This window comes from Streptomyces boetiae (genome assembly GCF_031845405.1).
Lineage (GTDB): Bacteria > Actinomycetota > Actinomycetes > Streptomycetales > Streptomycetaceae > Streptomyces > Streptomyces boetiae.
Genome location: NZ_JAVREN010000063.1, coordinates 1 through 14074 on the forward strand (window position 1 = coordinate 1; position 14074 = coordinate 14074).

Sequence of the window (14074 nt, forward strand, 5' to 3'; positions counted from 1 at the left end):
GGTAAGGCTCCCTGGAGACGACGGGGTTGATAGGCCGGAGATGGAAGCCTTGTGAGGGGTGGAGTCGACCGGTACTAATAGGCCGAGGGCTTGTCCGCAGATGCTCGCGTCCACTGTGAATTGATGATTTCGACGGGTCTTTCCTCCTCGTGAGGAGAGGCGCTGTCGCTAAGTGAAGAGTGCGCTTGTTCGCTCGGAGCACTTATTAGGTGTTCCGGTGGTCATGGCGGAGAGGAAACGCCCGGTTACATTCCGAACCCGGAAGCTAAGCTCTCCAGCGCCGATGGTACTGCATGGGGGACCGTGTGGGAGAGTAGGACACCGCCGGACAATTCTTATGGGACCTCTGGTTCCCCAGCGTACATGCTGGGGAACCAGAGGTCTTTTATTTGTTGTCGGTAACGCAATGCGCGAAATGAATGCAGTGCAGGAAAGGCAGGAACGCGGCGATGTCTTATTCGGACAATGAGCGTCCCGCCGGGTCGGGGCGCGAGCCGCGGCGCGGTGACGGTGGACGTGGGGAATGGCGGCGCGACGACCGGGGCCGGGCAGGAGACCGGCCCGGGTTCCGGCGTGGGCCCCGACCCGAGTGGAACCGTGACAGGGACCGGGACGGCCGGGCGGGCCGGCCCGACCGGGGCGACGGGCGACGGGACGACAGGCCCCAGGGAGACCGGGGGAGTTACCGGCGTGACGACCGGCCCCGTGACGACCGGCCGCGCGGGGAGCGGCCGGCGGATCAGCGCCGGGGAGACCGGCCCTTCGGCCAGCGAGGCGGCTACAGCCGCGACGACCGGCCGCAGTACGGGGAGCGGCGCGAGTTCCGGCGTGATGACCGTCCTCAGGGCGAGCGTTCCGGCGGGGGCTACCGCAGGGATGACCGTCCGTACGGGGAGCGGCGGGAGTTCCGTCGTGACGACCGGCCGCAGGGGCAGCGTTCCGGAGGCGGCGGTTATCGCCGCGACGACCGTCCTCAGGGCGAGCGTTCCGGCGGGGGCTACCGCAGGGATGACCGTCCGCAGGGGGAGCGGCGGGAGTTCCGGCGCGACGACCGGCCGCAGTACGGGGAGCGGCGCGAGTTCCGGCGTGATGAGCGGCCCTCTCGCCAGGATCGGCCGCAGTACGGGGAACGCCGTGAATACCGCCGTGACGACCGGCCGCAGGGGCAGCGTTCCGGAGGCGGCGGTTATCGCCGCGACGACCGTCCTCAGGGCGAGCGTTCCGGCGGGGGCTACCGCAGGGATGACCGTCCGCAGGGGGAGCGGCGCGAGTTCCGGCGCGACGACCGGCCGCAGTACGGGGAGCGGCGCGAGTTCCGGCGTGATGACCGTCCTCAGGGCGAGCGTTCCGGCGGTGGGTACCGGCGGGAGGAGCGTCCTTATGGCGAGCGGCGGGAGTTCCGTCGTGACGACCGGCCGCAGGGGCAGCGTTCCGGAGGCGGCGGTTATCGGCGGGACGAGCGTGGCCGGGACGACCGGCCTCCGTTCCGGCGGGATCAGCGGGAGCGTTTCGAGCGTGGCGACCGGCCGGCCCCACGGGATGACCGGGGGCGGCGTGACGATCGGGGCGGCCCACGCGGTGGCTACCGCCGCGACGGCCGGCCCGACCAGGCGCGCGATCGGGACCGCGAGCGCGAGCCCATCCGTCGGCTGCCGATTCCGGACGACGTCACGGGCGAGGAGATCGACCGTTCCGTGCGGCAGGAGTTGATGAGCCTGCCGAAGACCCTCGCGACCGACGTGGCGCGGAACCTGGTGATGGTGGCGCGGCTGCTGGACGAGGACGCCGAGGGCGCCTATGGCCACGCCCGCGTTGCCCTGCGGCTGGCGTCGCGGGTCGGGGCCGTGCGCGAGGCCGCCGGCTTCGCGGCCTACGGGGTCGGGAAGTACTCCGAGGCGCTGACCGAGTTCCGGGCGGCGCGGCGGATGTCCGGCTCGGTGCACCTGTGGCCGATCATGGCGGACTGCGAGCGCGGCATCGGGCGGCCCGAGCGGGCCCTGGCGATGGCGGGCGAGCCCGAGGTGCAGCAGCTCGACAGAGCGGGCCAGGTGGAGATGCGGCTCGTCGCGGCCGGTGCCCGGCGCGACATGGGCCAGGCCGAGGCCGCCGTGGTCACCCTGCAGAGCCCGGAGCTGGCGTCCACGGCCGTGCACCCCTGGACGGCGCGGCTGCGCTACGCCTACGGGGAGGCGCTGCTCGCGGTGGGCCGTGAGGAGGAGGCGCGCGAGTGGTTCGCGCGAGCCGCCGAGGCGGACAGCGGTGGCACGACGGACGCGTCGGACCGGCTGGCCGAGCTCGACGGCGTCCACTTCGTGGACGCATTGGACCCGGAGGCGGAGGAGGCCTTCCCGGAGGACGCGACCTCCGGTAAGGAGATCGCCGAGGAAGCGGCCGAGGAGGCATTCCCGGTGTCCGGGGACGACGAGCCCTCGGAGGGCGAAGTCCCGGCACGTGGGGTCCCGGACGCCGACGTCGTGGAGGACGACCTGGCCGGGGACGAGGTCTCCGGGGAGGACGTCGCCGGAGCTGCTTCCCTCGCGCAGGAGCGTGCCGAGGGCGAGGTGCGGGAAGCGGGTGCCCCCGGGACAGGCGTTGCGGAGGCGGAGGTTCCCGAGCGCGGGAACGCGGCGTCGGCGGTGGACGCTTCCGAGGCGGACGCCCCCGGGCCCGAGGATGGGCACGGGGACGAGGCGTCAGCGATGGACGCTCGCGGGGCCCGGGCCGGGGGCAAGGCCGGGGAAGAGTGAGCGGGAGCGGGCGTCTCGTGACGTGTCAGTCCTGGTCCAGGGGGCGGAGGAGCAGGCCGGTGGCCGGCTTCGGGCCGAAGGACGTGGACTTGTGCGGCATGGTGACGCCCGCCTCGGCCAGTGCCCGGACCGTGGCCTCCGGGACCGGGCGCAGCAGCAGGGCGGTGCCTCCGGCGCGTTCGGCCTGGGCCACCGCTCCGGCCGCGTCGTGGAGGTAGCGGATCGGGCCGGGGCGCCAGGCGGCGCGGGAGAGGACGGCGTGCAGCACGGTCGCGTCCAGCTCGCGCCAGGTGCGCGGGCGGTCCGGGCGGATGGCGCGTTCCAGCGTCTCGGGGGCCGGGCGGTCCAGCAGGTGGAAGAGGCCGGCCCCGGCCAGCAGGAACGCGGGGCCCGGCGCGGCGGCCAGGTGCGCCAGCGCGTCGGGCAGCGCGGCGTGCAGCGTGCGGGTGCGGAAGACGGCGCCGAGCCGGTCCAGGGCCTCGGCGGCCGGGAGGTCGGGCAGCACTCGGTGGACGGCCTGCACGCGCAGGGGGTACCGGGCGGTATCGACCAGCAGGACCATGCCCCGGTCCCAGGGGCGGCGCCCCGAGTGCTCGGCGCACACCCGCAGGCAGGTCGCCCAGCGGTGGTGCCCGTCGGCGATCAGGGCCCGGTGCCGCGCCAGGTCGCGGCGGACGGCGGCCACGCGGGCCGGCTCGGTGATCCGCCAGACGCGGTGCGCGGTGCCGTCGGCCGTGGTGGTGTCGATCAACGGGGTGCCCGAGACGGCGTGTTCGAGGGCCGCGGCGGCTCCCGTTCCGCCGTCGCCGCCACGGTAGGCGAGGAGCAGGGGCTCCAGGTTGGCGGCGGTGGCGCGCATCAGGGCCGCGCGGTCGGCGACGACGCCGGGGATGACGTCCTCGTGGGGGAGGACGACGCACTCTTCGGGCGGGGTCAGGCGCAGGGCGCCGACGATGCCGCGCTGGAGGGCGGCTCCGGCGCGTTGCTCGTACACGTACAGGGCGGGGCGCGGGTCGGTGGCGAGAACGCCCTCGGCGCGCCACCGGCGCAGGGTCTCGGCCGCGCGGCGGTGGGCCGTGGGCGGGTCGTCTGCCTGGGGGAGGATCAGCCGGACGATGTTGTGGGGGTCGGCGGTCTCCAGCCGGTGCAGTCCGTCGGGGCGGATCACGACGTCGTAGGGCGGCGAGGTGACGGCGGCCAGGCTGCCGACGCGCTCGGGCACGTAGCGGAGGGCACGGAACGGCGCGAGGTCGAGCCCGACGGCGTGCATCCCCGCATCGTAAGGTCTGCGGCCGGTGGGGGATGATCGAGGGCGGCGTGCCGGGACCGGCGGAACGAGGGAGTGGGACGGATGGTCGGCGTGGTGCTCAGCGAGGCGTACGACACGGCGCTGCTCGATCTGGACGGCGTGGTCTACGCGGGCGGCGAGGCGGTGCCGCACGCGGTGGAGGCGCTGCGGGAGGCCCGTTCGGCGGGCATGGCGCCGGCCTACGTGACGAACAACGCCCTGCGCACGCCGGAGGTCGTCGCGGAGCACCTCTCGCGCCTGGGCGTGCCGGCCGCGGCGGAGGAGGTGGTGACCTCGGCGCAGGCGGTGGCGCGGCTGATCGCGGAGGAGGTTCCGGCCGGTTCCGCGGTGCTGTGCGCGGGCGGCGAGGGGCTGCGGGTGGCGCTGCGGGAGCGGGGGCTGCGGCCCGTGGACTCGGCGGACGAGGGGCCGGCGGCGGTGGTGCAGGGCTACGGCGGGCCCGAGATGCGGTGGGCGGTGCTGATGGAGGCCGCTCTGGCGGTGAACCGGGGCGTGCCCTGGTACGCCTCGAACACGGACCTGACGGTGCCGAGCGGGCGTGGCATCGCGCCGGGGAACGGCGCCGCCGTGGAGGTGGTGCGGATCGCGTCCGGGCGGCGGCGGGAACCGCGGGTGGCGGGCAAGCCGCTGCCGCCGATGCACAGGGAGTCGATCCTGCGCACCGGCGCGGTGCGCCCGCTGGTGGTGGGGGACCGCCTGGACACGGACATCGAGGGGGCGCACGCGGGGGGCGTGGACTCCCTGCTGGTGCTGACGGGGGTGACGGAGGCGGCACAGCTCCCGGGGGCCGCGCCGGAGCACCGGCCGACGTATCTGGCGGCGGATCTGCGGGCGTTGAACGTGCCCTACCCGGAGCCGGTGCGGGACGGGGCGGGGTTCCGGTGCGGCGGGTGGCGGGCCGTGGCGGGCGCGGACGGGCTGGTGGCGCTGGCCGGGGGCGGGGAGGGGGCCGATCCGGTGGACGGGCTGCGGGCGGTGTGCGCCGCCGCCTGGTCGGCGGCGGGGCCGGTGGACGCGGCGGCGGCGCTGGGGCGGCTGGACTTCGGGGGGCAGTGAGGCGGCCCGGGTCAACGGCCGGGGCGGACGCGGGCGTTCGGCGCGGCGTAACGGCCGGGGCGGGCGTTCGGCCGCCGGTCAGGCGGCCTCGGCGGCGATGGCCTCGGCGATCAGGTCCTCCTCGGAGGTGCCGCGCCGCCAGTACCCGGTGAAGGTGATCCGGCGGCGGTCGAGGCCGCGTTCGCCGGTCAGGTGGCGGCGCAGCTCGCGGACGGTGCCGGCCTCGCCGGCCAGCCAGGCGTAGGGGGTGCCCTCGGGCAGGCGGGCGGCGCGCAGCGCGGCCGGGAGCGCGTCGCGGCGGGCGGCGGGCGGGAGCAGGTCGCGGAAGAGCCAGGTGACCTCGGCGTCGGCGGCGGTGGGCAGCTCCTGGCGGTCGGCGGCGTGCTCGACCTCGATCCACACCCGGGCGCGGGCGCCGGGCGGCAGCCAGGCGAGGATGCCGGCGACGGCCGGGAGCGCGGTGGCGTCGGCGGCCAGCAGGTGCCAGTCGGTGCCCTCGGGCGGGCGGAAGTCGACGCCGGCGTTGTCGGCGGTGACGGGCCCCAGGAGGGTGAGCGGGTCGCCGGGGCGGGCGCGGGTGGCCCACCGGGAGGCGGGGCCGGTGTCGGCGTGCAGGGCGAAGTCGATGTCCAGCTCCCCGGCCTCCCCGGCCTCGGGTCGGTGTTCGCGGACGGTGTAGGTGCGCATGGGGGCGCGTTCCCCGGCGGGCATGCGCCGCCAGGCGGGCCACCACTCGGCGGCGGGGGCCTCGCGCGGGACGGCGGCGCGGGCCTGGCCGGGGCGGGGCAGGAAGACCTTGCACCGCTGGTCCCGGCCGCCGCAGGCGAAGTCGCTCAGGGCGGCGCCGCCGAGGGTGACGCGGACGAAGCCGGGGCTGATGCGGGCGGCCCGCAGGACGTGCAGGTCGAAGAACGCGAAGGGGGAGTCGGCCATGGCAAGGTCCGTCCTTCCGTGATCGGGGGCTGGGCGCGGTGGGCGCGGGGCCGCGCGGCGGTCGGGTCAGGCGTTCGGCGCAGGTCAGGCGTTCGGCGGCGGTCAGGTCAGGCGTTCCGCGGTGGACAGGGTGTCGGCCAGGGCCTCCAGGACGGGGGCGTAGCCGGCGTGGCTGTAGCGCTCCTCCATGGACCAGGGGATGACCTGGCCGGCGGCGACGGCCGGGAGGCGGTTCCAGGTGGGGCGGGCGGCCAGGTCCTCGGCGCTGGGGGACTGGGAGCGGTTGTCCAGGAGGATGACGTCGGCGTGGTGGCGGCCGGCGTTCTCCCAGCTGAGGAACTCCCAGAAGCCCCACTCGTCGCTGGGGCTGCCCTGGACCACCTCCACGCCCAGCTCCCGGAAGTAGTGCAGGTCGGTATAGGCGTCGGGGACGGCCACGTAGAACTGCTGGTCGTCGCCGGTGACGGCCATGAGCTTCAGGCCGGGGTTGTCGCGGGCGGCAGTGCGCACGGCCTCGGCGGCGGCGTCGAAGCGGGCGCGGGCCTCGGTGACGGCGGGGGCGGCGAGGTCGGCGCCCAGGGCCTCGGCGAGTTCGGCGTAGCGGGCCAGCGGCTCCAGGAGGGAGACCCGGGCCCCGGTGATGCCGATGCTGGGGGCCAGGGAGAGTATTTCGTCGCGGCCCTCCTCGGGGATGAACCACAGGTCGGGCGGCGGGAACATGTTGCTGATCAGCAACTGGGGCCGCAGCTCGGCGTACGCCTCGATGCCGAACTCGCCCCACGCCTCGCCGACACTGGTGAGGCGGTCCAGGTCGAGGTCGCCGGCCTGGGGGTTGGGCCGCCCGTCGATGGGGCTGCTGGGGCCGAAGACGCCGGTGCACCTGATGCCGTAGTCGTGCAGGGCGGCGGCGGAGGAGACGAAGGCCACAACGCGCTCGGGCGTGGTGTCCAGCTCGACGGTCTCGTCGCGGTCGTCGGTGAAGCGGAACGGCCGCGAGCCGCCGGAGGCGGAGCCGTCGCCCGGGTCCTGGGAGCCGTCGAAGCCGCTGCCGCAGGCGGCGAGCAGGGCGCCCGCGCCGAGGGCGCCTCCGGCGGTCAGCAGGGAGCGGCGGGTGGGTCTCATGGGACTCCTTCAAGGCGGGCGGCGCTCAGGCGGCCCGGGTGGCGGTGCGGACGGCGTCGGCCAGGTCCTCCAGCAGGGGGGCGACGCCGGTGTGGCTGAAGGTGGGCTCGGCGGTCCAGGAGGCGACCTGGCCGGCCCGGACGGCGGGCAGGGCGCGCCAGGTGGGCTTCCGCTCCTGGAGGTCGGCGGGCTGGAGGTTGCTGGTGCGGTTGTCGACCAGGATCAGGTCGGCGGGGTAGCGGTCGGCGTTCTCCCAGCTCGCGGACTCGAAGACGCCGCCGTCCTCGGGGTTGTCGGGGGAGACGAACGCCACGCCCAGCTCCGTGAAGTAGGTCAGGTCCGGGAGGGCGGCGGGGGCGGCGAACCAGATCTGGTCGGCGGTGGCCGAGATGACGAGGACGCGCAGGCCGCCGTTGTCGCGGGCGGCGGTGCGCACGGCCCCGGCGGCGGCGTCGAAGCGGGCGCGGGCCTCGGTGACGGCGGGGGCGGCGAGGTCGGCGCCCAGGGCCTCGGCGAGTTCGGTGTAGCGGGTGAGGATGGTGGCGAGCCCGGGGCCCAGGGTGCGGATGCCGACGGAGGGGGCCAGGGACAGGATCTCCTCGGCGCTGTCCTCGGGGACGTACCACAGGTCGGGCGGGGTGTGGACGCCGCTGATGAGGAGCTGCGGCTGGAGCTCGGCGTAGGCCTCGACGTTGAACTCGCCCCAGGTGTTGCCCAGGACGGTCACCTCCTCGACGTCCAGCCGGGCGGCCTGCACGTCGGGCGAGCCGTCGGGCAGGACGGTCGGGCCGAAGACGCCGGTGCAGCGCACGCCGTAGTCGTGCAGCGCGGCGGCCGAGCCGACGTAGGCGACGAGACGTTCGGGGCGGGCATCGAGGCGAACCGTTTCGCCGCGGTCGTCGGTGAACGTCCAGCCTCCGCCGGAGCCGTCGCCGCCCGACTCGCCGCCCGCTCCGCCCGGGCCGCCGTCCCCGCCGCAGGCGGTCAGGAGGGCGCCGGTGCCCGCGGCTGCCCCGGCGGCGAGCAGGGAGCGCCGGGTGAACGCGGTCTGGGGGAAACGGGTCATGGGCGTGCCTTGGCCTCTCGAGGTCTCGCGCGTGACCGGCGAATGGCCGGAAAGCGAGGTTAGGCTAACCTAAGTGCGTCTCGTTCGACAGTGCCGCCCCGAGGAGTCCCGTGTGACCGTCGTCAACTCCGGCGCGCCGCCCGCCTCTTCACCCCGGGAGTCTTCGCCCCGGGAGGCCGCCCCGTCGCCGCACGCCGCAGACCCGGTCCGGCGCGGCGCGCTGCGGCGGGCCGCCGGACTGGCCGCGGCGACGGCCCTGCTGCTCGCCGTGGCGGCGGCCAGCGTGGCGCTGGGCGCCAAGCCGATCCCGCTGTCCGAGGTCTGGCACGGGCTGTTCGGCTACACCGGCACGGACAACGACGTCGTCGTGCGCGACGTGCGCCTGCCCCGCACCGTCCTGGGCCTGCTGGCCGGCGCCGCCCTCGGCCTGGCCGGGGCCGTGATGCAGGCCCTCACCCGCAACCCGCTGGCCGAGCCGGGCCTGCTGGGGGTCAACGCCGGGGCCGCGGCGGCCGTTGTCTCCGCCATCAGCTTCCTGGGCGTCAGCTCCCTGACCGGCTACGTGTGGTTCGCCTTCCTCGGCGCCGCCGCGGTCGCCGTCCTGGTGTACGCCCTGGGCGGCACCCGCTCCGCCACGCCCGTGCGCCTGGCGCTGGCCGGGATGGCCACTCAGGCCGCGCTGTTCGGCTACGTCAACGCCGTCATGCTGCTGGACACCTCGGCGCTGGACCGGATGCGGTTCTGGACCGTGGGCTCGCTGGCCGCCGCCGATCCGGACATCATCGCCCAGGTGCTGCCGTTCCTCCTGGCGGGCACGGTCCTCGCCCTCGCCCTGGGCCGCCCCCTCAACGCCGTGGCCCTGGGCGACGACACCGCCCGCGCGCTCGGCGCCGGCCTCACCCGCACCCGGGTCCTGGCCATGGCCTCGGTGACCCTGCTGTGCGGGGCGGCCACCGCCGCCTGCGGGCCCATCGTCTTCGTCGGGCTGATGGTTCCTCACGCCGTACGCGCCCTGACCGGCCCCGACCTGCGCTGGATCCTGCCCTACTCGGCCGTCCTCTCGCCCGTGCTGCTGCTCTGCTCCGACGTCCTGGGCCGGCTCGTGGTCCGCCCGGACGAGCTCCAGGTGGGCATCGTCACCGGCCTGCTCGGCGGCCCGGTCTTCATCCACCTGATCCGCCGCCGGAGGATGGCCCAGCTGTGAGTGAGACCCCGACCGCCGCCCCCCGGGCGGCCCGCGGCCCGGTGCTGCGCACGCGCGGCGGCCTGTCGTTGCGCCTCCACCTCCGCGGCGCGCTGGCCGGGCTGCTTCTGGCCGTCCTCGCCCTGGCCGTGGCCGTGCTGCTGATCGGCACCGGCGACTACGCCATCCCGCCCGGCGAGGTGCTGCGGACCCTGACCGGGGGCGGCACGGCCGCCCAGGAGTTCATCGTCCACGAACTGCGCCTGCCCCGCGTGCTGGTGGCCCTGCTGGTGGGCCTGGCCCTGGGCGTCTCCGGCGCGGTCTTCCAGGCCGTCTCCCGCAATCCGCTGGGCAGTCCGGACGTCGTCGGCTTCAACCAGGGCTCGGCGGCCGGGGCCCTGACCGTCATCGTGCTGCTGGACGGGTCAACGGCCGCGGTGGCCGCCGGGGCGGTCGGCGGCGGTCTGCTGACCGGCCTGGCCGTCTACCTCCTGGCCTGGCGCGGCGGCGTCCACGGCTACCGGCTGGTGCTGGTCGGTATCGGGGCCGCCGCCACCCTCACCGCCGTCAACAGCTACCTCCTCACCCGCGCGGAGATCGTGGACGCGGCCCGCGCCGTGCTGTGGCTCACCGGCTCGCTCAACGGCCGTGACTGGGGCGAATTCTGGCCCCTGCTGGCCGCCTGCGCGGTGCTGCTGCCGCTGATCCTCACCCAGGGCGCGCCGCTGCGGATGCTGGAGATGGGCGACGAGGCCGCCGGGGCGCTCGGCGTCCGCGTGGAGCGCACCCGCCTGCTGCTGGTGGTCGCGGCCGTGCTGCTGACGGCCGTGGCCACGGCCGCCGCCGGGCCCATCGTCTTCGTCGCCCTCACCGCCCCGCAGCTTGCCCGCCGCCTCACCCGCGCCCCCGGGCCCAACCTGCTCCCCGCCGCGCTGATGGGCGCGCTGCTGATGGCGGCCTCCGACTACCTGGCGCAGTCGGCCTTCCCCGGGCGCCAGTTGCCCGTCGGCGCGGTGACCTCCGTGCTGGGGGGCGCGTACCTGCTGTGGCTGCTGTACACGGAGCGGCGGGCGGGGCGGGTGTGAGCGGGGTGAGGGCGTTGCGGGTGCGGACGGGCGGACCGAACGGACAGAAGGGAGACGCCGTGGGTGGCGCGAACGAGAGGGGCGCGGGCGGGCGGCTGTGCGCGCGGGAGGTCACGCTGGCCTACGACCACGGCGGGCGGGTGATCGCGGAGAACCTGAGCCTGGACGTTCCCGACCGGTCGTTCACCGTCATCGTGGGGCCCAACGCCTGCGGCAAGTCCACGCTGCTGCGGGCGCTGGCGCGGATGCTGCGGCCCGAGCGGGGCCAGGTGCTGCTGGACGGGCGGGCCATCTCCTCCTACCCGGCCAAGCGGCTGGCCCGCGAGCTGGGCCTGCTGCCGCAGTCGCCCACCTCCCCCGAGGGCATCACCGTCGCCGACCTGGTGGCGCGCGGCCGTTACCCCCACCAGGGCCTGCTGCGGCAGTGGTCGGCCGAGGACGAGTGGGTCGTGGGGGAGTCGATGGCGGCCACCGGCGTCTCCGCGCTGGCGGGGCGGCACCTGGACGAACTCTCCGGCGGCCAGCGGCAGCGCGTGTGGATCGCCATGGCCCTGGCTCAGCAGACGCCGCTGCTGCTGCTGGACGAGCCGACGACCTTCCTCGACATCGCGCACCAGATCGAGGTGCTCGACCTGTGCGCCCGCCTCCACGAGGAGCAGGGCCGCACCCTCGTCGCCGTCCTGCACGACCTCAACCAGGCCGCCCGCTACGCCACGCACCTCGTCGCCCTGTGCGAGGGGCGGGTGGTGGCCGAGGGGCCGCCCGCCGAGGTGGTCACGGCCGCGCTGGTCGAGGAGGTCTTCGGGCTCCCGTGCCGGGTCATCGAGGACCCGGAGACGGGCACCCCGCTGGTCGTTCCGGCGGCGCGGCGCCGCAGCCCGGCGGTCACCGGGTAGCGTCGGGGCCATGCACCAGCAGGCCCACAACCAGCCCGCCGGGGACGGCGCGCGGGACGCCGCCGCTCCGGCGCGGGCGGCGGCATCTTCTTCGCCCGTGCCCGGTCCGGCGGCGCCGGACGCTCCCGGTCCGCCGGCCGTTCCCGGCTCCTCTCCCCGGCCCGGTCCGCCGCCCCGGCCCGCCGGGGGAACCGTCCCCGACGGCGGCCCGCCCCGGGCGTTCCCCGGCGTTCCGGGCCCCGCGCCCGCGCCCGGGGCGGTGCCCGCGCGCCCGACCGGGAACGCCCGCGGCGACGGCGGCGGGGAAACGGCCCCGGCGCAGGCCGGCGGCTCCGGCGAGGTCCTTCCCGGCAGCGGCCGGGACGGGGGCCGCGACGGCACGCGGCCCGGAGCCGGCGAAGCCGCCGGTGAGGGCCCCGGCGCTCGGGCCACTGCGCCCGGTGACGCCCGGGGCGAGGGGGGCGAACACGGCGAGGGCGCCCGCGCGTCCGTTCCCGATGCCGGGGCCGGGGAGGGCACCTCGGGCGGCGGGCCCGGCGGGACCCCGCCTGGCGAGGCGCTGCTCGACGATGCCGCGCTCGACGACGCCCCCCGGCCGTTGGGAATCGAGTTGGCGCCGACCGGGCACGCCGGGGTGGACGGGCGGCTGCGGCGGCTGGACGACGCGGGGCGGCTGCCCGTCGCCGACCACCCCGGGATCTACGAGGACGTGCACGGCGCGCTGCGCGACACCCTCGCCGCCCTCGACCGGCCCGCCCCCGTGCCCACCCCCAGGAGCTGAACACCCCGTGGCAGCAGCGACACAGCGCCGCCTGGCCCGCCTCGACGCCGAGCTGGTGCGCCGCAAACTGGCCCGCTCGCGCGAGCACGCCCGGACGCTGATCGACGCCGGCCGGGTCACCGTGGACGGCGCCCCGGCCACCAAGCCCGCCACCCAGGTCGCCACCAGCGCGGCCCTGATCGTCCGCGAGGACGAGGCCGACCCCGGCTACGCCTCGCGCGGCGGGCACAAACTCGCGGGCGCGCTCGCCGCGTTCACGCCCCTCGGCCTGGACGTGGCCGGGCGCCGTGCCCTGGACGCCGGGGCCTCCACCGGCGGCTTCACCGACGTCCTGCTGCGCGCCGGCGCCGCCTCCGTCGTGGCCGTGGACGTCGGCTACGGCCAGCTCGCCTGGACCCTGCGCGCCGACGCCCGCGTCACCGTCAGGGACCGCACCAACGTCCGGGACCTGACCCCGGAGGACCTCGGCGGCGAGCCGGTGGACCTGGTCGTGGGGGACCTGTCGTTCATTCCCCTCGGCCTCGTGCTGCCCGCCCTCGTGCGCTGCGCCGCGCCGCGGGCCGACCACGTGCTGATGGTGAAGCCGCAGTTCGAGGTCGGCAGGGAACGCCTGGGCAGCGGCGGCGTGGTGCGCGACCCGGCCCTGCGCGCCGAGGCCGTGCGGGCCGTCGCCGGCCAGGCCGCCGGGCACGGGCTGGGCGTCGCGGGCGTCACGGCCAGCCCGCTGCCGGGGCCCTCGGGCAATGTTGAATACTTTCTGTGGCTGCGCGCCGGGGCGCCCGCGCTCCAGCCGGCCGACGTGGAACGTGCCGTCAGGGAGGGGCCGCAGTGACCACCGGGACCACCGCGAGCGCCGGAGCGCACGCCGGGGAGCGCGCGGCGGAGCGCACCGTCTTCCTGCTCGCCCACACCGGCCGCCCGGCCGCCATCCGCAGCGCCGAGCGCGTCGTGCAGGGCCTGCTGGCGCACGGCATCGGCGTGCGGGTACTGGCCGAGGAGGCCGCCGACCTGTCCCTGCCCGAGGACGTGCAGCGCGTCGACAAGGCCGAGCCGGGCCACGGCGTCCTGGACGACTGCGAACTCCTGGTCGTCCTCGGCGGCGACGGGACCCTGCTGCGCGGCGCCGAGTTCTCCCGCGCCTCCGGCGTGCCGATGCTCGGCGTCAACCTCGGCCGCATCGGCTTCCTCGCCGAGGCCGAGCGCGACGACCTCGACAAGGTCGTGGACCGGGTGGTCGGCCGCGCCTACGAGGTCGAGGAACGGATGACGCTCGACGTCCTGGTGTTCGACAACGGCAGCGTGGTGCACACCGACTGGGCCCTGAACGAGGCCTCCGTGGAGAAGGCCGCGCGCGAGCGCGTGCTGGAGGTCGTCATCGAGGTCGACGGACGCCCGGTCTCCGGCTTCGGCGGCGACGGCGTGGTGTGCGCCACCCCCACCGGCTCCACCGCCTACGCCTTCTCGGCCGGCGGCCCCGTGGTGTGGCCCGAGGTCGAGGCGCTGCTGATGGTGCCGATCAGCGCGCACGCCCTGTTCGCCAAGCCGCTGGTCACCGCCCCCGATTCGGTGCTCGCGGTCGAGGTCGGGCAGCACACCAGGCCGGGCGTCCTGTGGTGCGACGGGCGCCGGACGATCGACCTGCCGCCGGGCGCCCGGGTGGAGGTGCGGCGGGGGGCCGTTCCCGTGCGGCTGGCCCGGCTGCACCACGCGCCGTTCACCGACCGGCTGGTCGCCAAGTTCGCGCTGCCGGTGGCCGGTTGGCGTGGCGCGCCGCACTGAGGGCGTTCTCCCGCACGCAGCCGCGCTGCCCCGGCCCGGGCCTCTTTCGCGCGGTGGCGGAGCGGTGTCGATCCGGGACCGGTCCCCGAGGCCCGTCGCCAGCGGCCCGGCGAACCT

General features: G+C 76.2%; 11 protein-coding genes, 2 rRNA genes and 1 pseudogene. 10 read left to right on the forward strand and 4 right to left on the reverse strand.

All coding sequences use genetic code 11. The features are described from left to right. The 3 genes and pseudogenes from RM780_RS25455 to RM780_RS25465 form a co-directional block, all read left to right on the forward strand. Positions 1-98, forward strand: a 23S ribosomal RNA gene (locus tag RM780_RS25455); the annotation flags it as partial. Positions 99-213: 115 nt separating this feature from the next. After that, positions 214-330: ribosomal RNA gene (gene rrf, locus RM780_RS25460) — 5S ribosomal RNA — on the forward strand. Between the two features lie 1310 nt (positions 331-1640). After that, positions 1641-2327, forward strand: a pseudogene (locus RM780_RS25465) (hypothetical protein); the annotation flags it as partial. Between the two features lie 445 nt (positions 2328-2772). On the opposite strand, the gene RM780_RS25470 reads toward RM780_RS25465, so the two are convergent. Then, positions 2773-4017 (reverse strand): DUF1015 domain-containing protein, encoded by a 1245-nt coding sequence (locus RM780_RS25470; RefSeq protein ID WP_311633243.1) that lies wholly within the window; start codon positions 4015-4017, stop codon positions 2773-2775. Positions 4018-4098: 81 nt separating this feature from the next. Here RM780_RS25470 and RM780_RS25475 point away from each other — a divergent pair, with 81 nt between their 5' ends. Next, a complete protein-coding gene (locus RM780_RS25475) occupies positions 4099-5112 on the forward strand; it encodes an HAD-IIA family hydrolase (RefSeq protein WP_311633244.1) in 1014 nt (337 codons plus the stop codon). A 78-nt stretch (positions 5113-5190) separates the two neighbouring features. Here the strand turns inward: RM780_RS25475 and RM780_RS25480 are convergent, their stop codons facing one another. The 3 genes from RM780_RS25480 to RM780_RS25490 all read right to left on the reverse strand — a co-directional run bounded on the left by RM780_RS25480 (position 5191) and on the right by RM780_RS25490 (position 8233). Continuing rightward, complete coding sequence (locus tag RM780_RS25480; RefSeq protein WP_311633245.1) at positions 5191-6045, reverse strand: siderophore-interacting protein; 855 nt, start codon at positions 6043-6045, stop codon at positions 5191-5193. Positions 6046-6147: 102 nt separating this feature from the next. Next, complete coding sequence (locus RM780_RS25485; RefSeq protein WP_311633246.1) at positions 6148-7167, reverse strand: ABC transporter substrate-binding protein; 1020 nt, start codon at positions 7165-7167, stop codon at positions 6148-6150. A 25-nt stretch (positions 7168-7192) separates the two neighbouring features. Continuing rightward, complete coding sequence (locus RM780_RS25490) at positions 7193-8233, reverse strand: ABC transporter substrate-binding protein (protein WP_311633247.1); 1041 nt, start codon at positions 8231-8233, stop codon at positions 7193-7195. A gap of 220 nt (positions 8234-8453) precedes the next feature. On the opposite strand from RM780_RS25490, the gene RM780_RS25495 reads away from it, so the two are divergent. Genes RM780_RS25495 through RM780_RS25520 form a run of 6 tightly spaced genes read left to right on the forward strand, consistent with a single transcriptional unit; the run spans position 8454 to position 13957 of the window. Continuing rightward, on the forward strand, positions 8454-9437 hold the full coding sequence (locus RM780_RS25495) for a FecCD family ABC transporter permease (protein ID WP_311633261.1): 984 nt from the start codon (positions 8454-8456) through the stop codon (positions 9435-9437). Beyond that, positions 9434-10501: a FecCD family ABC transporter permease gene (locus RM780_RS25500; protein WP_311633248.1), complete on the forward strand. Its 1068-nt coding sequence runs from the start codon at positions 9434-9436 to the stop codon at positions 10499-10501. Before RM780_RS25495 ends, RM780_RS25500 begins: the two co-directional genes overlap by 4 nt. A 59-nt stretch (positions 10502-10560) precedes the next feature. Beyond that, positions 10561-11397 (forward strand): ABC transporter ATP-binding protein, encoded by an 837-nt coding sequence (locus tag RM780_RS25505; protein WP_311633249.1) that lies wholly within the window; start codon positions 10561-10563, stop codon positions 11395-11397. 10 nt (positions 11398-11407) lie between these two features. Further along, positions 11408-12178, forward strand: a complete 771-nt coding sequence (locus RM780_RS25510) for a hypothetical protein (protein ID WP_311633250.1) — start codon at positions 11408-11410, stop codon at positions 12176-12178. Positions 12179-12185: 7 nt separating this feature from the next. Further along, a complete protein-coding gene (locus RM780_RS25515; protein WP_311633251.1) occupies positions 12186-13010 on the forward strand; it encodes a TlyA family RNA methyltransferase in 825 nt (274 codons plus the stop codon). Further along, on the forward strand, positions 13007-13957 hold the full coding sequence (locus RM780_RS25520) for an NAD kinase (RefSeq protein ID WP_311633252.1): 951 nt from the start codon (positions 13007-13009) through the stop codon (positions 13955-13957). The genes RM780_RS25515 and RM780_RS25520 overlap by 4 nt, the downstream gene beginning before the upstream one ends. Positions 13958-14074: the final 117 nt, after the last annotated feature.

Excerpts from the sequence above, each read along its gene's own strand:
- RM780_RS25490 (WP_311633247.1), bottom strand. The coding sequence starts at position 8,233 with ATGACCCGTTTCCCCCAGACCGCGTTCACCCGGCGCTCCCTGCTCGCC.
- RM780_RS25470 (WP_311633243.1), bottom strand. The coding sequence starts at position 4,017 with ATGCACGCCGTCGGGCTCGACCTCGCGCCGTTCCGTGCCCTCCGCTAC.
- RM780_RS25475 (WP_311633244.1), top strand. The coding sequence starts at position 4,099 with ATGGTCGGCGTGGTGCTCAGCGAGGCGTACGACACGGCGCTGCTCGAT.
- RM780_RS25480 (WP_311633245.1), bottom strand. The coding sequence starts at position 6,045 with ATGGCCGACTCCCCCTTCGCGTTCTTCGACCTGCACGTCCTGCGGGCC.
- RM780_RS25510 (WP_311633250.1), top strand. The coding sequence starts at position 11,408 with ATGCACCAGCAGGCCCACAACCAGCCCGCCGGGGACGGCGCGCGGGAC.
- RM780_RS25485 (WP_311633246.1), bottom strand. The coding sequence starts at position 7,167 with ATGAGACCCACCCGCCGCTCCCTGCTGACCGCCGGAGGCGCCCTCGGC.